Raw genomic sequence first — 21,692 nt, 5'->3', positions numbered from 1 at the left:
GACAATCCGCTCCACGAGCTTGACGCCAAGGCCTATTCGAATTTCGGAGGGCCGGCCGGCATCTCGGCCTTTGCCCATAAATTGAAAACGGCCGCGGACCTGGAAGCGGCTCTCGGCCGGGCCAGGCACGTCCGGCAGGTCATGGAAATAAGCCGCATTGCCCATGAGAAAGCCGTGCTTGCCTCCGAGAAGCAGCTCGCGGGAACGCCCGAAGGCCGTAAGGCCGTGGCCCAGCGCGTTTTCGCGGCCAATATCCTGGACGCGGCGCATGCGATCGAAAGCGCGCTTGACAAGGAAATTCCATTTTATTCCGGCTCACTGAAGCCTTCCCAGCTCGGCGCGCACATGGCCGAAGACATCGACGTTGCCCTGGTCAAGGAATTGGACGGGCAGGATGCCACCTTGACCAGCACTGTCAGTAACGACTTGAAGAACAAAGCTCCCGAAAAAATACGGAAGCAGCTCAGCCGCGACCTGGCGCTCATCGCCGCCCGCATCCGCGAATCCCAGATTCCCACGGCGCGCAAGCTTGGCGCGCTGCGGGCCATCGCCACGCTTCGGCGCGAATTCGAAACCCATTACCTCGATGTCGAGGAAGCGGATTTCGAAAAGGCGTTCGAGGGCCGGGCCAAGGCGCCCGCGACCCTTCAGGAGGCCGTCGCGGACCTGCTCCAAGGCAGGCCCGACGCGGCCCAAAGCCTGAGGCTCGTGCCGTACTCGGTTTTCTCGCATTTCGGAAAAACGACCCTGGACCGGGAACAGAAGCTGACCTGGCAGACGGGAGAAGCCCGGATTTATCTCGGCACCGCGAAAGAGGAAATCGAAGACTCCGGCTTTTACAGGACGAACATGGCGTTCTGGCCGCTCGCGACGCCCGCGGACCGGCGCAAGGCCTATGACGCCGTACGGTACACGGTTTTCCGGGAAATCCTGAAGGAAGAGCATAACAAGGTCTACATTTCCATCCGTCCTTTTGCCCAGAAAGCCAAGAAACGCGCGGAAGCGCTTGCTCCCGATATGCCGCGGGCCTTGTCCCAAGGGCAGTACGACGAGGAAAACAGAAAAGTGAAAAGGGAATTGGGCGAGTATGCCTCGGGAGAAAAGGTTTACGGCGCCAAGACCGACAGGCTGCTGGAATACCTGCAGTTTGCCGGGATCGCGGCGCAGGCAAGCCAGATACGGTCGCCTCTTTATGAGCGCGAGAACGGCCTGACGCCGCCTGAAGCCCGGGGAGGCGTTGATGACCGCGAGAAAAAGCAGCGCCTTTCCTTCCAGTTTCTCGATAAGCCCGAAGCCGCTTACAGGGTTCTCGCGGATGAACTCAAAGGGGCTGCGAATCCGGCCGACTTCGAACGCGTCCTCCAGCAGCATCTCGCGATCTACAAAAAATATTTCCGTAAGGAAATCCTCAGGTACGTGGTCGGGACCCAGACTTCCTTTTATGTGGGGCGGCAAACGATCACGTATCCGCCGCACGCCGACCTGATGAGAATTTTCACGAACCTGGTGGGTTTTGCGGATGCGTACGAGCTCGTGACCGGCTACATGGAGAAAAAACCCCTGCAGGACACCGACGACGCGGCCTCGTTCGCCGCCTTTTTCGAGAACGTCTATCTTGCCGCGCGGCAGGACGGGGCGCCGCAGGTCGACCGCAAACTGATGGCGCAATTCATCGATGCCCGCGTGCGCATGCTCGGCGCCGCCGATCCCACGCCCGCGGAGGTTTATCCCGTCATCGAGCTTTTGAGCCGGCACGCGATCCTGTCTTACGAAGTCCCGGATGGGAAAACGGGAAAGCAGGAACCCTCCATCGGGGAGTTCGATGCCGCCCTGGTAACCCGAGATGAAACGCCGATCCCGGATTCCCAGATTCCCATCGCCTTTTTCGAAGATCCCAAGACGCCGAAACACCAGGCTTATTTCCGGCAGCTCATGGGATTTTCGCGCGCGCAGCTCCAAACAATCGCCGTCCACCAAAACAGCCTGCTCCGGCAGGCTCCGGGGACCGAGCGGGTGAAGTTCGGGCGTTTTCAAACGGACCTGCCCGCGGCAGGCACGGATTTCCTCATCCTGCTCAACGGGCTGATCATCACCCGCCTTCTCGAAGAAAGAGACACGGCGCAGGCGCGCGTGACCCCTACGGCTTTCCAGGGCTTGATGACGGCGTCCGTCAAACCGTCGGTTTACGGCAATGGGGGGCTTGCCCTTCCCGTGAAGGTCAAATCCTACGAAGAACAGGGCAAGAACGCGCACGGCGTGTTTCTCGCCAACCGCGGACAGCTGGGCGCCTTTATTTCCGGGCTCGGCCAGGGCTTCGTGAGCTTCAATCCCGAAGAAATCTGGCCCACTAACCAGTCGGACATTTTCTTCCTCAAACTGACGAAAGAGGGCGAGGATTTCCTGGAGTTCTTTCCTGACTTCATGGGACTCATGGGGGATTTCCAGATCCCGCAAGTGGATAAAGAACCCAAGGCCACGGCGGAAACGCAGTCCTACCTGAAAGCTTTCTCCAGCGCCGTGGATGTCCTGGGGCCGAAGGGAAAAATCTTCAAGAGATACCTGGTGCAGCAGCAGTACTTCGGCGGGAAAAACGATCCTGCCGGCGCCGTCCGGACCATCGCCCAGTTCCTGCCGAAGCCGAATCTTTTCCGCGACGGCCTCATCGACCTCTTCGAGCGGAAGCTTTTCCCGGAGATCCACAACCACACCAAGATCACGCAGGGACGCATCGACGGCATCCTCGACGCGTCCTCCGGAGAAGAGATCAACGAGTTTTTGCGCGACAGCGTGATCGAATTGCCCCTGGAATGGGAAAACCTCCAGAACGAAAAGATCCGGCTGACGGCCTCCCGCGTGCGGGCGATCATGAGCTTCTACGAGCTGGTCATTCCGCTGCTCGCGGACCCGCAGCGAAAATTGCGGTACGGCGCCACCTTGATGAAAATGGGACGCAGCCTGCAAAAAGCCGAGCTCCGAGCTTCAGGCGAGGAGGGCATTCCCGGTGCCGGGCTTACGGAAGCCCGGCGCGAGCTCCGAGCTTCTGAGGAGGTCTTGCTTAATGTTGAACCGGAGGAAGTCCGGTCCGAGATGCGCACGGCGGAGGACCAGACCGCGTTTCAGCGCGAGCTCGAATTCCTGGAAAAATCTTTTCCGGAACCGTCGGAGGTGCGGGACACGGCGCTGGACGAATTGTTCGAGCGCCACGCGCTTCCCGATGCCGCGCTTTTCCGTCGTGCCCGGCGGCTGTATTCCGAATTTCACAAGCTCGAGTACGACGAAGAACTGACCAACGCGAATGCCGCTTTCCAGGCCGTGCAGAGCCTCATGTCCGCCGCGTCGCGCACGGACCGCAAAAACGCGGTCATGTGGATTTTGACACAGAACCCGGATCTCATGCCGGAGCCTCTCGTGCAGGCACGCTCCACCAAGAACATCGATTTCGAGCTTTTGCCCAAGCACATGCGCTACGCGCCGCCTTCCCTGAAACGCATCCTGCTGAACAACCTGCTGACCGGGGAGAACGGGCTGCTGAATGCGCGCCGTCCGGAAGATGTCGTGGTGAAAAGGGAATTCGCGCGCGGGATCTTCAATCATTTTTTCCCGGCGGCGGAGAACGACCCGGCCTCCACCGGCATGAGCCCGGAAGTCCTCGCGCTGGTAGGGGACATCTTTGTGGCTTCCGTGGAGCGCTTCAACGAGGGGCGCGGCGCGACCATCATGCAGGCCATGATGGACATGGAAAGAGACCTGAAGAAGCTTTCTTTCGGCGAACGCCTGACGACACTCCTGGCAAGCCTCGGACCTGTCGGCGTCAAGGTCGGCCAGGTGCTTTCGGAACAGGAGGAGCTCGTCGCGCACGCGGGCCTGCGTTCCCATCTCGGTTCGCTCAAGGACAACGCGAAGCCTCTCAGCAAAGTAGCCGTCCTCGACGCGCTCCTTGCCGCGGGTTTCGACCTGACGCGCATCCGGCTGGGCGCGCGCCTGGGATCGGCGTCCATGAAGCAGGTGCACGCGGGCCAGCTGCTGAACGACGAAGGCGTGTGGGAAGACGTGGTTTTCAAAGTGCTCAGGCCCGACATCAACCGCACCATCGCCGAAGACATGGCCGTCCTCGACGCCGTGCTGAAAGACTCCGCCGTGCTGGGACGCATCCGGCAGATGAATCCGTTTTTCGATCCGTCCAACATCATCCAGCGCATCCGCCACATGATCGACCAGGAAAGGGATTTTCGCATCGAAGTGGTGAACATGAAAGACCTGGCCGACGCCATCAAGGATTACCCGGACGACTGGTACCAGCACGAGACGCTCCGCGAGGTCCGGGTGCCGACGTCGAAAACGCCGGCCGGGGTGGACGTGCGGCACGCGATGGCGGAAGAAAAAGTGCGCGGCGTCGAACTGAAGAAGCTGCTCGATCCGGACCGGGACGACCGGAAGCTCCTGGCGAAGATGATGCAAAGCGGGCTGACGCGCCGGGAGGCGCAGCAAATCCTGGATACGGACCTGGAATCGCTCAAGCGTTTCCTGCGCAATCATTTCATTTACCAGACTTTCGTGAAAGGCGTGTTCCACGCGGACCTGCACGCCGCCAACGTCATGGTCGGGCCGGGAACGCTTTACTTCATCGACGTGGGCCTGCTGGGCCGGCTGAACGTTCCCGAGCGCCGCGCGTCTCCCAGCCACGACCAGATCAAAGCGATCAAGGAAATCGTCAAAGGCATCCTGACCCGCGACGTGAAGCGCGTGCTCCGCGGAATCGAAGAGGTCTTCCTTTATGAAGGGGGCCGTCTGAAGGAACAGGATAAGATCCTGAAGGAGCTGAATGCGGCCTTCCGCGCGAACCGTTTCAACATGCCGCGCCTTTTGAACGACATCGGCGCCATCATCCTGAAATACGGCGACGGCAAAGGCAGCGACACGTTCAGCACGTTCATCAAAGGCTTTACCCAGGCGCTGTGGCTTTTCCCCGCCAGCCCCTTGAAGGGGCACACCGCGCTTAATGAGCTGGCCCGGGCGACGGACATGACCCGCTGGGAAAAATGGACCGCCATTTTCAAGACCGGCGTTTTTTATATGGCCGCGGCTTTGAATCCTCTCCCGCCGATCCAGAACTTTTTTGCCGGCCTTTGGAAAAAATACAAGGATTGGCGCCAGGAGCTCTCGCGCAAAATCGAAGCCAAACAAACCCTCGATGAAGTGCACGAAATGGTGGCCAAGATCGACCAGATTCCCGCGCGCGACCGGCGGCTGCGGCTTCCGGAAACTCCGCCCGCCGGCGCCAAGGCTTCCGGAAAACTGGGAAAAGCCAGCTTCGACAAAGCGGGAAAGAACATGAAAATCAAGCTGGAAGCCCAGAGGGTGCAGATGCTCGTCCGCCAGCATTCCGGCTTGACCGAAGGGGATATCCGGGAGGGCGCGGAAGTCTATGCCCGCTTCATGAACATCCTTTCCCATGGCCGCTACAACAGCCCGTACCACTACTCTCTCGATCCGAGCCGCGAAGAACGCCAGATGATGACGATCCTTGCCCGGACCGCTAATCCGGAGGTCTACCACATCGAGCTGCAGAAGATTCTTGCCTCGGTGCTCACGCGGCGTTACCTGCGCGCCAAGTACGGGCCCGGAAAATACTGGGACCTCTTTGCTTTCCGCGGGGCGCAGCTGCGGCAGATGGCCGAGGATTATACCGACCTGTGGCTGACCCAGCTGGACGAGCTGGATTGGGACAAGCCCATCGAAGACCGCGGACGCACCTTCAGCCGGCGGGACCTGCTGATGCGCCTTTTCGAAAATGCTCCGGCCGCCGCGCTTACCGAAATCGAAACCAGCGAATCGAGCGAATACGACTTCGATATCGAGCTCCAATCCTCCGTCCAGAAAGCGCCGCCGCTCTATCAGGCCCAGGAAATTCCCAAGAACGTCCAGCTTCCCGATTTCGCCGTGACACCGGGAATTTTGAAGGTTTTGGAAGCCATGACGCTGACCGAACCGGGCGAGTATGAGGTGGGACATGGAAAAGACACGGATTCCGACACGGCGGCCGTCGCCATCCGCGAACAGTATTCGCGCGATCCCAAAGCCAAGACGGTCCGTGTCATCCTGATGGAAATCAAGAAGAACATCAGCGTCACGCTCCAGTTTACCGAGGCGGAATACAAGCAGTTTCTCGAGGGCACGCTCGAGAACCCGGATTTCGAAGGCGTCCAGTACACGGCGCGGCGCGGGGAAATGCGGACCGAAGCCCTGCCGCTGCGTCCGGAGATGCGTTTCCCGGCCAGGATTTTCGCGGCGCTGACGCTCGCGGCCGCGCTGGTGGTTTCGTCGCCGTGGGTGTCCCGCGTCATCGGCCAGGAACCTCCGGCGGAAAAGAAAGAGGGCGCGGTCAAGTCCCGCACCTTCTTCGATGACAAAGGCAATCCCGTGCGGACGGAAACGAATCAAGGCAAGGACATCAACCGCGACGGCGCCATCGACGAGCGGGATCTCAAAGTCCTGGAAAACCTTTTCAAGCCGCAGCCCGCCAAACCCAAGGACGTGAACCGCGACGGCGATATCGACGAGCAGGACAAGATGAGGCCGGAGGATTTCAAATTCCGTCCGCGGGAGCCGGAGGCCAAGCCCGTCGTTCCGGCGCCGGAGGCCGCGGCGGTGAAGGCGCCCGTTGTCCCGCAGGAACCCGAATCCGACTTTTGGGAAATGGCCTATGGCGCGCTGATATTCGGCGCCCTGGCCGTGCTCACAGGCATCGGCGCTTATGTTCTTTGGGACCTTTGGGGCCGCGACTGGCTGAAGCGCCGCACGGACCTGCCGCGTCTTTTCAAGGGCCTTGAGCCCGTGGAACGGTTCCGGTCGCTGCCGCTGGAAAAGACTTCGGAAATCTCGGACCTTCTCGAGTTTCTGCGTTCGAAAGACCCGAGCCGGATTTTCGGCAATCTCATGGACCAGGACCATGATTATTTCCTGGAAACGAATGAAAGGCTGCACCTGCAATTCATCGTGACGGGACGGAACGGGAAATTCGATTTCCTGGCGCCGGAAGAATACAAGGTTTTTCCCGGAATTTTCTGGGAAGCGAACCAGGGAACGCAGTTCGCGGTGGAGTTCCTGAAAAAGCTCAAAGACTTCTACGGCGCGCGGCCGGACCTCAAGCCGGTGCTCAGCGTTTACCAGAACAAAAAGGCCCTCGACGGCGAAAAAGTGTCCTTCACGCTGGTCGTCCATCCCGCGGATTTCGACCCGCGTCCGTACGAGACGAAAATCGAACCGCCCAAAACTCCTCCGGCGCCTAAAGAGCCCGTGCGCCCGCAATTCCGTCCCCAGCTTCTCGAGCTTCCGCGCCGCGGCGAGATGCGGAGCGCGGAAGAGGACTCGCAGCGAGTTCTCGGCATCGCCGCCGACCTCGAGGCGATCCACCGCCGGCTCCTGCCGTCGACGCGCGGCATCGCGGGATGGCTGCGCCGTAACATGCCCGGTTTTCTGCGCTCGTACGTGAATGCCGGCCTTCAGGCCAATCTGAGAAGGGTGCTTTCCCTGCAGGAGGTGCCGCCGGAACTCCTGACCGCGGACGGCCCGCGTTTTTCACGCCTGCTCGAATTCATGCAGCAATATCCCGACCAGTTCGCCTGGCATCTTTCCGAGATCCTGCACTTTTTCTCGGACGAAGCCAAAGGCGATCTCGCGGACTTTTTCCAGAATCCCCGTATCCGCGAACAGATTCTCAAGGCGGCGATCGAACGCTACAAAATCCCGGAAGGCAGCCTCCCCGGCAGGGAAGAGCTCATTTCAGGCAGGATGAAACTCGGCTCGGGCGGCTTCAAGTCGGTGTATGCCCACAATTACAAAGGCATCACCTACGCCGCCGCTTTTCCGCGCATGGACGCTTTTGTCCGGAATTTCGGGCCGGACGTGAATGCCAAGGAATATTTCCGCGCCATGCAGACCGTGGCCGAGGCTTTGAACCCCGCGGGACTGCGGCGCGACCTTCCGTTTGCGCTGCAGGAAAGGGACCTGGACGAGTCCAAGCTCATCGTGATCGAGCAGAAATTCCCTCCGGGAAAGACTCTCGCGGAGGCCGTCGGCATTGTTTCGCATTGGAGCATTCGCCAGCGGCTTCTGTTCCTGCGTTCAGTGGCCTCGACGCTTCAGTACATGCACGCGCACAACGTCATCCACCGCGACATCAAACCGCATAACCTCTGGGTCCCGGACACGCTGCTGGACAACCCGCTTTGGGACGTCGAAGACTTGCGGGTCCATCCGCCCATGGTCTTCGATCTCAGTCTTTCTCTCTTCCTTAATGATGCGAGGAACGGCGGGCACGATGCTTTCTTCCAAAGAGGATGGGAGCAGAACGCGGCCCATCCGGAACTGGCCTATGCGGGAACGGAGGGCTATACCACCGTCAGGCCGGCCGAAAAATTCGATCCTTATATCAATGATTTCCGCAAGGACGTGTTTGCCTTAGGCGTCGTGGCCGGCGAAATGTTCGGCATCGACATTCCCTTCATGCTGACCAACGACTTAGCGTCCGGGGTCGACAACATCCGCGCAAATATCCGCGGAGCCGCGCTTGTGCCGCCTTCGGTGCGGGACTTCATCGAATTCGCGGTCGCGGATCTTCTCGACCTTTCGCAGAAGCAGAAACAGCTGAGAGAATTGGAGAGCCGCGGGCCCAGCCCCGAAGCCGATGCGCTGCGCGGCCAAATCGAGGCCCTGGAAACATCCACCCGCCAGTACCGCAACATGAACACCGTGCTCCACATGCTCGACGAATTACCCGCGGTCCGCGCCGAGCTCCGCGCTTCGGGCGCGGAGGGCGCCGCCGGCCTCGCCTACAGCGTTGAAAATTTGTACCAAAACCTGTACGCGGGGTATCTCATTCCCGGTTTTTCTTCGGAAGTTTTCGATCAGACGGACAGCACGCACACGGCCGACGGCATGTTCCAGGCTACGGAAATCGGCGAAGTGCTCACGCTTTTGGACGCGGCCAAGCTCAAGCCCGGCCAGCTCTTCGCGGACCTGGGAGGAGGCGATCACCGCGCCGTCGTGGCTGCCGCGGGCCGGGGGCTTTCCGGCGTCAGTTACGAAACCGACGCGAAGCTGGTGAACATGGGCCGCAAGCTCGCGCGGCTTCCCGACACGCGCAAAATTACCAAGGCGGGACGGTTCCGCGTGATGCCTGTCAATTTCATGTCGGCCGCCAAACGCGCGGACCTTGCCCGCTATGACGCGGTGTTCTACGCGGATTTGAGTTATTCCGGCGAGTTAAAAGATAACAAACAGGCCGTCAGTCCGGACTTCATCGCCAAGCTGAAGACGTTGAAGCCCGGCGCGAAGCTGATCGTCTACCAGGCGCAGGTCCTCACGCCCAACGTCCTCAAAGACTTCATGAAAGCCTCCAACCCGGTCTTTACCAATAAATCCGGCGTTCCTTCGTATGTTTATACGCGCCGGGCGGACCGCGGGGAATTGAGGACAGCCGCGGAGGACGAGAATTTCCGTCAGGCCCTGAACGGGCATTTCCGCGCGCTGCAGCAGATCTGGTACGGCACCGGCCCGTCGAGCATTTTGAGCAAGATCGCCGCAGCGCGCCGCACGTATTTGCCGACGGCGCTGTCGGAGGTGGAAGCGGAAGCGACGGCGGCCTACAACCAGCGCCTCCGGGACATCCTGCGCGAGGCGGACGAAGACCCGGAGGCCCGTGAACAAATCCGGCAAATCGTGGAAATGACCGGCCACGATCCCTTCATCTTCCACGGCGCGGTCTTCAATGCGTTTGTGAACGAGCCCGCGGCCCGGCAGCGCGGGGTCCCGTATCAGAGCGCGGCCAGCCGCTACGCCAAGGCGTTCGACCTGGCCCCCGAGTATGCCGGCGCCGATCTTTACGATCTGAGGGAATTCGACGCGGCCTTTGTCGAGCTTTTGCAGGACAATCTCAAGCACATGGAGCCCGCCAACTTTTCGCTTGTCGTGCCGCGGGTGAACGGAAACAATCTCGACGTTACCTTTTATTACGGCAACCGCAATACCGGGGACGCAGCGCGCATCCGCCAGTCGGTTTTCGGCAGAGTCTACGTCAGCGGCCACGGCGGGGTGCGGCGCCATGCTTTCTACAATGAAATTTCCCGCCGCGTGTTCCGTCACGGCGGCGTGATCCGCGTGGAGTTCGACGGAAAGTCGTGGGAGTTTTTCCCGCAGGGCTGGGCCTTGCTCGACGTCCTCCGGAATTCGCCGGGCCTGTGGAACTGGCTGTGGCAGAAGCTCGCCAATTTCAGCTTTGCGGCCATCGGTTCCCGCGACCTGAAACCCAGCAATTTAAGGCCCGCCGAAGGCGTGAAGGTCACGCTTTCCATCCCGGTCGAGAATCTTCCGCCCGCGCATCCGGAGCTGCGCACGGGAGAAAACGGCGAAGCCGCGTTCTCGGTGGGGAACGCGCTGTCGAAGATTCACAGCGAAACCGGCGACGTGGAAAGTCTTCTCAATGATTATGAATGGGGACGCGAACAATACGAGATCTCCGCGCTCCGGTCGTTCCAAAAGGCCGTCGACAAGACCCGCGAGTTCACGGCGCTTCTCGAAAAGATAGAGAAGGCTCCGGCCGCGGAACAAGAGCGTTATGAGAACGACATCCGGCGCCGCCGCGCCGCGGTCCGCGGCCTGCAGAGCCGCATCAACACCCTTTACCTGACGAATGAAGAAGGATGGACGGCCGGGCTTCCCGCCGGAGTCGCCGGGATCATGGGCGCGGCTCTCGGGATTGCGGCGGCCTTCCGGTATGCCCAGCCTGTCTGGATGCTGCTGGGACTTTTGTTCGGCGCCTGGGCCGTTTATCAAGGAGTCCGCGATGCCCGGTCCCAGGCCCCATTTCCCACGCTTCTTTCCGTAGAACCTCCGGCAAGGGCCGAGCTGCGTGCTTCGAGCGTCACGCTGCGGGGCGGCGCGCAGCTGGTGAGCGGGCTTTCGCAGGAAAGATTGGAACGGCTGGCTTCCGAAGAGTCGCTGTTCGGCGTCATCGTGGACCTGAACAGCCGGGGAAAACTCCGCGTGAACCGCGCTTCGACCGCGGCCGCGCATTATCTCAAAAGAACCGACAGCCCGCTCTCGGAAGTAAACGGGAATTTCGGGACGGATCTCGTGGAGGAAATCGCGGCCCGTGCCCAGGCCGAGCCCGGGCGCACTTTCACGGTCATGGACTGGGGCGCGGCCAACGGCCGTGCGCTCATCGAAATCGCCCGGGAACTGCAGAAACGCGGCCTCACGAACGTCCGCCTTCTGGCTTTCGGTGACGCCTACTTTTCGCTCTGGCAGGAGGCGCCTTCGAACGTGACGTTCATCCTGGATTCGGCCCGCAACCTGGGCCGGTACGTTTCTCCGGAATCCGTGGATTTCATCTTCAGCCATTTCGGCCTGAACCATCTTTACAGCGAAAAGGTCCAAAACCCGGAAGGCTCGACGCTGCCGCTTCTCACTTACGCGGGACACATGCAGGAGCTGCGCAATTTTCTGGTCCCGGGCGGGCAAATCCTCCACAACCGCGCGTCCCAGTACCGCGCGAAAAAGCCCGCGGTCCTCGAAGGCTTCGAAGCCCGGCCGCAGGGCAAAGATTCCGTGCGTTTAACAAAATCAGAACTTCGCACTTCGTACGCGGTTCCTTCCGCCGCGCCGGCGGGAGACGTCCAGGCGCAGTTGAACGACGCGTTCCGCGCGCTCCAGAGAATCTGGTATTCGGCAAGCCCTTCGGAGATGGTGCCGGAGAGCAACATCTATTACAAAATCCAGCAGGTCAAGCGGACGTTCCTGCCGCTGCTCGAGGACGAGTTCGACGCGGAAAAAGTCCGGCGCTACAACCGGGCTGTCGACATGATCTTCGAGGAAACCTTCAACGATCCGAACGTGCGCCGCATCATCGAGGACATCCGCCGCCTTTCCGGAGAAAATTTCCGGCTCTTCTTTTTCCACGGCGCGCTCTGGAACGCCTTCCAGATCGAACGGGGCAGCGAGCGCGGCAAGTCCGTTTCCGTCGAGCGGCCGTACGAATATTCCGATTCGTACCTCCCGACGTCCGTTACCGGCTACGGCGGCGGGCAGTTCGACCTTTCGGATTTCCACCAGCCCATCACTGAGCTCGTCCAGAACAACCAGCGCCACATGCAGCCGAACAATTTCGTCACGGCGGTCCGGCGCATCGCGGATGGGCAGCTCCAGCTCATCTATTATTATGGAAACCGCAACACGGCCGACGCGGAACGCATCAAAGACTCGATGCGGGGCATCTCCTACGACAACGACGGCATGAAGCGCGCCCACGCTTCCTATAATTTCATCGCGCCCGCGGTTTTCCGCCACGGCGGGACCGTGCGCGTCGAGTTCGACGGCAAGACCTGGGAGTTTTATCCCAAGCGCTGGGCCAAGTGGGAATTCCTGCGCAAGTGGCCTCGCCTTTGGATGGGCCTCTGGTACGCCCTGGAACGGCTTTCCTTTTTGCACGTCGGCTTCCGCGAGCTGGGGCCGAGCACGCTGCGGCCCGGGGAAGGCGTGAAGATCGTCCTGTCGCTGCCGGTCGATCAGATTCCTCAGGCCCAGGTGCAGCCCGGACCCGGCATCCAGGCCCAGGTGGACAAGGTCCCGCTTCGCAACAATCCTTACCCGGTCACGATCGTGACGGCCTTTGCTCCGGAAAAAGACCGGGTCTTCATGCACCTGCGCGGGATCGAGGTTCAGGGCAACCTTCTGATTCCATGGGACGTCCAGTTCGCGCTGGCGGGCGGGCCGGACGAAGTCGCGCAAAGGCATGCCGACATGGTTCAGTATGTCCGCGAGCATCCTCTGGATCTTTACAGCCAGCTCCGGGCCACTTATCCCGAGGAAATGGCGTATGGGGAAATGATCGATCTTTACGGCCAGGTTTTGAGCCTGGACCTGGTCACCCACATGATCGAAAAGGAAGCGCCGCAGCTGGCGCCTCTCTTGGTCCACGCGACGCTCAGCGGCGATCTCAACCGCGAAGGCCTGACGGTCAGCATCCCCGTTCAGCCCGCGGACGCGGAAGTGGCCGAACTCATCCTGGACCGCCTCGCGTCCCACCTCCGCCGGAGTTTCGCGCTTTACGATGCCCATGTCACGCCGCCCACCGTGCAGGGCGGAAGTTTCGCGCTCACGGTTTTTCGACGCGGGGAGCTGCGGGCCGAGGACCAAGCCGGCGAGGGATGGGCCGCGGCGCTGGAGAAAGAATTGGGTGTCAAATTTTCCGAACCGTCGCTGGTCCAGGGCATGGTGCATCCGGAAACGTTCCGCGAGAATCGTGAAAAGCTCGAATACGTCGCGTCGTTTGCGGTTAAATTCGCCGTGGTTGACGCGGCCATGAATCGCGAACCGGAATTGGGATCCACGGCCCTGGACGCCATGATCAAGCAAGCCTATGAATCCCGGGAGCTGTTTCTCCCGGCCACGGCCCGCCGTTACCGCGAATTTTACGGCCAGACGGGCAGGAAAGGATCCAGGCCCGCGCCCGGCACTCTGGCTCAAATGATCCTTGGCGTCTTGGCTTCCGACAGGCAATGGGACGTTGTCAGCCGCCTGTCCGGTCCGTTCTTCCAAACGCAGAAGCGGAAGGCGTGGGCCAAGGGAATTTATTCGGGAGATTCGGATCCCGCGGCCGCCGTCGAGTTTGCGCGGCTTCTTCCGCTGGCGCAGGATTTTCTTCCGGCGGAGGCGCCGGAAGTCCGGGAGGTCTACCGCCTGGCCAAGCGCGGCGACGCGGTGCTCGACGTGATCATGGCGGACCTGATCTGGCACAGCCCGGAGATGCGGGGCAGGCCCGCCTCGGAATTGAATTCCTTCCACCTCGGCATGACCCGCAATGTCAGCCTCGAGCGGCTGCTGCAGGCGCTTATGGATGAAAAGGGGCTGGCAGCGCTTCCTGCCGGCACCAAGACCCATAGGGCCGGAACGTATTTCGAAGCGCTTCTCGGACTGGTGTACCTGGCCAACGGCGGCTATGAAGAGGACGGGCTCGAAAAGGCAAAAGAGTTTTTGCAGCACGCGATCCGCGTGACCCCGGGCGAGCTTGACGGCATGGCCTCCGTCTTGCGCGGCGAATTGAGGGCGGAAGAGAAGCTCAGCGCCCGTACGGAGGCGCTCCGGGCGGAACTGCGCAGCGAGACCAAGACGCTCCGCGCCCTTTTCGAAGAAGCGATGCGCCGGCCGATTGTGGCCCGCAATCTGGATCTGGAGCAGGAATTGAAGTTCGTTTTCAAAGCTCTCGGCGGCATTGACATGGGGTTTGACCGCCCGGCCGCCGGGGCGGCGGAGTCCCGCATGATTTTGTTCGCGGACCGTACGCAGAGGCTGGGCAAAGTCATGTCCGTCAATTACAACATGAATACCGAAGATATGATCACGTTTCTTTCCGAAATGAAGCAATTGAATCTGAGCCCGTTCGAGCGCTGGGAAAGCGTGCCCGAAGCTTTTTACCGGGATTTTCTCGCGTGGCAGCAGGCGCTCACGGAGCTCGGCAGGCAGGGCGGCCCGAGATCCGAGGAAATCACGGAGCTCGGTAATTATTTTGGCGCGTTGGCCGAAAGGATGCGTGCGCAGCTGGGCCTGGAAAATCAGGACGCAGACCCTGCGACCGTTGAAGTCATCCAGAAGTTTTTGAACCGGTGGTTCAGCGCGGAGCAGCGCGCCGAGCTGACGGACGCGGGCATTGAAAAGCGCATGCGCATTTTTCAGCGCTTCCTGCTGCAGCGGTTCAGCCTCTCGCTCGACAAAGTCCTGATTCAGATTCCCAACCGGGATTTTCTGGCGACGGCCGGGCGGTGGCGGGAGCCGGGTCTGAAAAACGTCCTGGCCAGGGAATGGGTGGGCGAGGACCGGTGGGATGCGTTCTCGAACGACTGGGCCGCGGTGCGCGAAGAATTCCAGCGCCTTGCGCGCGCGAGAGAGAACGATCCGGCGGCGCTGCGCGAACTGCACCTGACGGCCGCAAGGAAAATCGGCGAGCTCCTGCGCCACTATTTCCCGGTCTACGGTTCCGGCAAATTCAACCTGGAGACCGACGAGAACAAATCCAACTGCGTGCGTTATGCCACCATGTTTTATCTGATCGGGCAGCAGATCGGGCTAGACGTGCATCTCACCGACGTCAGCTACTCCTATGACGAAGACGGCCGGGAAAGAAAGATTGCCCATGCCGCCAACGTGTTTTTCCTGCCGCCGCAGGAAGGCGAGGGCAATCTCGTGGTCGCGGACGTGACGTGGGACAATTATTTCAGTCAGCCCGTCGCGGACAGCGAAATGACCGTGACGCGGCGCGGGCCCGTGCGTGAGATCATCCTGCCGGCCGCCAAAAGCGAGCACAAACGCGTCCTGGTCCACGACAACAGCGAAGTCCTGCTGGCGCTTTTCCTCTACGGCTGGAACACTTCGGGGGACTCCAGGAAGAAATTCGAATTCGGCGATCGCATCCTGCGCCAGGCCCCGTTCGCCGTGGCCTACCATAATATGATCGCGGATGTTCACCGGAATCGATATACGGGTGCCAAGACCAAATCGGAAGCGTTCCAGGCTTATTACGGTTACAAGCGCTATCTGTCGCTGCAGTACGCCCCGCTGGAGAGCGCCTTCCAATATTTTTACCAGATGGCCCTTGCCGTGGACAAGAAAAAGGAGGCCGAGGAGTTCCTGGCCGGTCTCCTGGACCAGGCGGAGAAACGGAAAGATCCCGGCATCTTCCTGGGCGCGGCCAATAAATTTTATCTGGGCGATCTCTCCCTTCCCGAGGAGGAGCGGGCCCGGCTTTCTCTTCCGATTTATGAAAGAGGCATCGCGCTTTTCCCGGACCATCCCGGCCTTCTCGAATGGCTCGCCAAAGCCTACAAGAAACAATACGAAACCTCGAAAGGCGCGGGGGATGCCGCGTTCGTGGGAAAGACGGCGGACATCTTCGAAAGGGCGCTCCGCGCCAATCCGCGCAACACCAATCTCTATGAACTTTATGGAACGTTCGCGGGCAAGGCGGGAATTGAAGCGCGCTACCTGGATTTTTCCCGCGGCGTCATCGAATTGTTCATGGGGCACAAACAGCCGGAAGCGCTTGCCGAACCGGTCATCGGCATGATGCGTTACCACTATCTCAAGAGAACGTCTGAAGGCTACCGCGAGGCCGTGCGCCAGGCCCGGGAATATCTCGAGCGGACGGGCAAAGAATACATCAACCGCAAGGCTGTCCTGATCGAGCTCCGGCATCTCTATGGCCCGGCGCTTCCCGAACCCCCGGCCGAACCAGGCGCGCGCCGGAGACGAATTTTCGAAGATCCCAACAAAGCGGACAATCCGTATTACGGCGTGATGGAAGGCGAAGACGGGCTTCTGACGTATCTGAAAGCTCTGGCGGAAAAGTTTCCCGACTCCGAGAATTCGCTCGGCACACTCGCCATGCTGCTCGTCGAAATGCAGCGATTCGAAGACGCCGGAAAAGCCTTCGAGACTTTGCGCGGCAAGCTCGCGGCAAGGAAGAGCGATCTCGGCACGGATTTTGGCTGGCTTCACGCGTATCTCCAGGTCCTGAAAGAACGAAAGGACTGGGACCGCGTGATCGAAGAAGCCCAGCTCGGCCTGGACCGTCATCATGACGACCCGCAATCGCTGCTCTATCAAGGCATTGCTTATCACGAGCGCGCCAAACTGAATGGCAATGAGGGGCCGGACCTGGAGAAAGCCCTGAAAAATCTCCAGGACATCAAAGGCGGCCTCGGCATCGACCAGGACAACGACCGCCGCGCGCGAGTTTCAGAAATCCTAACGAGGCAGCTCGAAATCATCGAGCTGCGCGCCGCCGCGCGAAAGCCAAAGGCGGAGCTCCGCGCTTCGAGCGCGGAGGGCGTTCTCGGTGCCGGGCTTAAGGGAGCCCGGCCGGAGCTCCGCGCTTCGAGCGCGGAGGGCGTTCTCGGTGCCGGGCTCAAGGGAGCCCGGCCGGAACTTCGCACGGATGCGGCCGCGCTGCGGGGCCCGCTGGCCGCCGAGGCCCAGGAAGGCTTGAATTTCCTGGCGCGCCATGACGTACCGGGCTCCGCGCCCGTTTTCACGCAGGAGGATGCCGGCCAGGTGCTGCCGCTCATCCTCGCGCTGGGCAGTCCGAGCCCCGAGACCTTTGTCAACACGGCGCGGAAGTGGAAGGAAATGACAGCCTGGTATCAGGCGGTATCGCCGGGATTCGTCGTTCCTATCATCGCTGCGACCGGCAAGGCCCGCGGCACGGCGCGGCTGATCGAAAACACGCAGGCCTATTACGACCGCGTGCGCCCGGAATCCGCGGCCCGGTTCCGCGACCTGCGCGCCGCCGAAGGGGAAAACCTGACCGAGGCCAAGGTGATGCGGTTTATCCTGAAAGAGGAGGGCGTGGAGAATACAGAAGATCCCACGCGCGTCATCCTCGAAGAAGTCTCGAAGCAGACGCAGCAGAGCCTGCAGGAAAGCCTGAAGAAGATCAAAGACGAAATCCTGCCGCGCTTTGCCGATCCTTCCAAGCCTCTGAAGATCCAGGTCACGACCGACGGCTTCCACCGGCTGCGCGCGCTTCTCGCCGCGCTCGAGAATTTCCACGGCGAGCCCTGGCAGATCACGGCCGAAGCGCTGCACGTTCCCGATCTTGCCGCGCTTCCGGAAAAAGACTTCGAAAATTATCTCGAATTCATGCTCGGCTATCCCGACGGCATGGGCGACGCTTCGCGCGGGCGCGGCAGTGAGATCGAACGCATCGCCACTTATTTTTCGAAGACCTTTCCCGAATGGCCGGCCGAAAAGGTGCAGGCGCTCCGCGAAAAATTCCGGGCTTATCTCGAGGCGCGCGACAAGCCCGCAGCTCCTGCGGCTGCGGAAGGGGAGGAAAAGAAAGCCGAATTGCGCGAAGCTGCGGCCCCGGCGAAACCCGCAAGCCTCACCGTCAGCGTTTCGCGTGCGCCGATCGCCGGCATTGTTCCGGTGCTTTTCGGGAGCGCCTCGCCGTCTTTTGTGAGAAACGCGCAGGGCGAAGTGGTGCAAATCCAGGTCCGGCTCGCGAACGGAAACATGCTGGTGCTGGGAGATCCGTCGCTCGATCCGGAGGATGCGGATGCCTTGATCGTCTATCTCAAAACCCCTTCGGGCCAGACCATTCCTTTGCGGCCGAGCCGCGATAAAGTCCGTGCATCCATGGAGCTCGGCGAACTGCTCGGCGGCAAATTCGAAATCAGCAATGTCGAAGAAGCTTTTCCCGCCCGGGCGCGCACCGCTTTCCAGGAAGAACTACTGGGTAAATTCTGGGACAATGCGCGGCTTGTCGATCAAGTCCGGAAGCTGTCGGAGGTTCCCGGCGCGAAAGGCCGGATGTGGGAAAATATTTTTCTTTTGTACCGTGCTTACCAGCAAACCTTCACGGCCGGCGCGGGCGTTTTGGGAAGGCCCGCGGATTACGAAGCGGCTTATCAAGTCTTGCAGCCCATGGATGCTCTCAAAGACTCGCGTCTCATGTATGACGATTTCCACGGTCTGGACAGCGGCTGGTCCGCTTTCCTGGACTTGGGCGGCAGAACCCGGGAAAGCGTTTACCGGCTGGTCAATCACAGGACAGGCCAGGAGATCAAGGTCAACGGGCGCCAGGCCCAATTTTCAAAGAACGGAAAATGGGTGACGGTAGGCGGCGTGCTCATCAATCTCGTTACCGGCGAACAGCATAAATTGAAAGACCAGGGAAAAGTTTTTTCGGACGACGAGAAGCGCGTGCTCATCGGCCGGCAAGTTTATGACGCGGACACTTTTGCGCCGATCGGCGCGCCGATCACGATCAGCGCCTACGACCAAGGCCTTTTGCTTTCGCCGGATTTGAAAGCCTATGTCCAGGACGACCGCAGAGGGGGGAAAGATGAGGTCATTGTCATCGAAACGGGCAAGATTTACTCCGTGCCGGGCATCAAGACCTGGGCGCTTCATTGGGGGCCGGGCCAATTGAGATTTTATAATGAAGGCGCCAACCCGACCGGCATCAGCGGCGACGACCCGCAAAAGATCATCCATTTTGATAACCCGGACGCCGCGATCGAAATCGTCCCGCATCTGCCGCCGTATGAAGGAAACCCGGTGAGCGGTTGGCAGGTTTCGTCTCTGGCGGACGGCAAGCGGGCGCGCGTCTTTTTGAAAGACGGGAAAACGGTGCTTTATAACTACGAAACCGGCCAGTATGAAGGCCAGCCTTTTGACGTCGAGGCCCTGGTGGGGCCGGAGCGCAGGCAGGTCCGCCTGACGGAAGACAGGTTGTGGATAACGGCGGATTACAACGAGCGCAAGACGAAAAAATTTATCGATGCCGAAACCGGCGAAGATCTCGCAGCGAGGATCCCCGAAGGCATCCTTGAAGTGACCCGGCTGGGCGAGGGCCCGTGGTTCCTCGTCAAGGTCCAGGACGAGGAGGAGAGGGAAGTTTCCCGGCTTTTCAACCGGCAGACCAAGCAGGTCCTGGGACAGAAGGCCTGGAGGATCGAGGTTTCACCGAACGGTAAAAAAGCGGTCCTTCGTTTTGAGAACCTTCCCGATGACGACAGGGGAGTCCATCCCAATAACCAAGTGCTGGATCTTGAAACGGGCGAGGACTTGACCTCCCTGACCGGGTCGGAATTTTTCGACCATACTTTCTCGGATGACGGCTCACGCCTCATGCTCCGGCAGGCCGGCCCGGACAGGCATAGCTTGATTGTCGATTTTGCCCGTAAAGAAGTGCTGGATTTGGGCGACGTCACCGGTTCGACATTTATTTCTTCCGGTTCCGCCAAATGGGCTTTTACCGAATATTCGCTGGGCGGAGAAAAAGGGCAAGCGGTGATCTGGGATATGGATGCGTTCTTGTCGGAGCCTGTTTTCCGCGCCCTGCGGGAAAAGTTCAAAGGAAATTTCGCGAGGGTCTTTCTGCTCCTGAAGGAAATCGTGCGGCATTCGCAGATCAAAAAAGAAGACTTCGCGGGATTTCTGGATTTTTACGTCGAGCAGATGGAACGCCTGGCCGGAGAAACTTCCGGCGAGGAGTTCGACAGGATCCTGGAGCTGGTCCTTCGCAGCGGCACTTTCGAATATCTCGCGCAGCCCGGCGTGGACCTCCGGAAGCATCTGAGTTTTTATCCCGATTTTTTTGCCGCCTATCCCAAGATCGCGATCCCGGTTCTGGAAATGATGTACTCGGCCCTGTACAATAAATTTATCGAAAAAACCGTGGCCGCGGGCGTGGGAGCCGACGTGCTCGCGGCCGTCGCTTTGCTGGGGCAGCCTCGCAGGTCCGGGGATCAGGACAATCTTCTCGTGGTCCAGGACCGTCTCGCCGGTGTTCTCGCCAAAGTCAAAGCGAACCAGACTCAGGTCCGCGAAACGATCAGCCATCTTCTTGCGGTTTTGGTCCTTCATGGGGCCGGATATAAAATCGGCGGCGGAAAATTCGAGAAAACGCTGACTGAAATATTCCTTCTCAAATCGGAAGACGGTTCCAAAACGCCTTTTACTCTGCCCGATTTTCTGAAGCAAACCCGTGCTTATCTGGACCGCGGCGAGGACAAGGAAATCCGCCTGCGGAAACTTCTGGCCTACCGGAACAGCTTGAACGAGGAGCTGTCGGCCCCGAAAGAAGATTTCGCGGCCTTCGTCAATTTCTATGTCGAGCAGCTGGGTCGTCTGGCCGCGGTCACTTCCCCGAAGGACTTCGAAAAGGTCGCCGACATCATGCTGCATAACAATATCTTGCAGGGATATGCCCCGCCGGACGCAGGCGCGAACGTCCACGTTAGCTTTTATCCGGACTTTTTGAGGGAATATCCCGCGATCGCGATGCCGGTCCTGGAAATGCTGAACGAGGATCTCGATCTCAAAGAAGCGCGGAAGGCAGGCGTGGAAGCCGACCTGCTCGCAGCCCTTGCCATGCTGGCGCTTCCCCGCAGTTCCGGCGACCAGGATAATTTCCCCGCCGCTCAGGAGCGCCTCGCGGGCGTTCTTGCCAAAGTCCCGACGGAGCAAACGCAGCTTCGTGAGATGCTCATCCGGCTTCTTACCCTGCTGACCCTTCATTCCGCCGGCTATCAAATTAACGATAGAAAATTCGAGAGAATCCTTCTGGAAATATTCCGCCTTGAGTCGGAAGACGGTGCCAGAACACCCTTTTCCATCTCCGGTTTCCTCAAGCAGATTCATGCCAATTTGGACCAAGGTCTGGATGAGAAAATTCGCCTGCAAAAATTGAAGACTTATGGGAGCGGCATCAAAGAAAATCTCGAGCGCCTGGCGCCCGCGTCCGGAACGGAGGAACCGCAGGCTCCGCCCGCTCCGCCGGAAGACGACCTTTGGCTCGGGAAAAGCGAATTGCGCCAATCAACGGCCAAGGCGGAGCTTCGGCAGATCATTCCGGAGCCGGAGACGCTCCAGCGCAAACTGGCGCTGGAAATTCCCGCCGCGGCTTCGAGGGACGGCATCGGAAAACTTCTGCGTTCCCGCGACCTTTTGGCGGGTATCAGCGAGGCGGAAAAGCGCGAAGCCGCGAGACAGCTCGACACGGTCATGAGCCAGGCCTTGGGAAATGGGGATGTGGACGAAGCGCGCGGCCTCGAAACGCTGGAACAGCTTACTCCGGACCAGGAAGTCCTGGTTCTCGTGAGCGAGCAGGGCGAAATCCAGGGCGTGGTCAC

At 60.2% G+C, this 21,692-nt stretch carries 1 protein-coding gene (running past one end of the window); it reads left to right on the top strand.

Going from position 1 to position 21,692, the window contains the following annotated elements; all coding sequences use genetic code 11:
- The coding region annotated (locus VL688_01395; GenBank protein HTL46695.1) for an AarF/UbiB family protein crosses the window boundary (this coding region is incomplete at its 3' end): on the top strand, window positions 1-21,692 show 21,692 of its 31,634 nt. The annotated region extends 9,942 nt beyond the left edge of the window.

This window comes from Verrucomicrobiia bacterium, assembly GCA_035495615.1.
Lineage (GTDB): Bacteria > Omnitrophota > Omnitrophia > Omnitrophales > Aquincolibacteriaceae > DATJFP01.
Note: the sequence above shows the minus strand (reverse complement) of the source record. Positions and strands in the feature narration are given on the sequence as shown.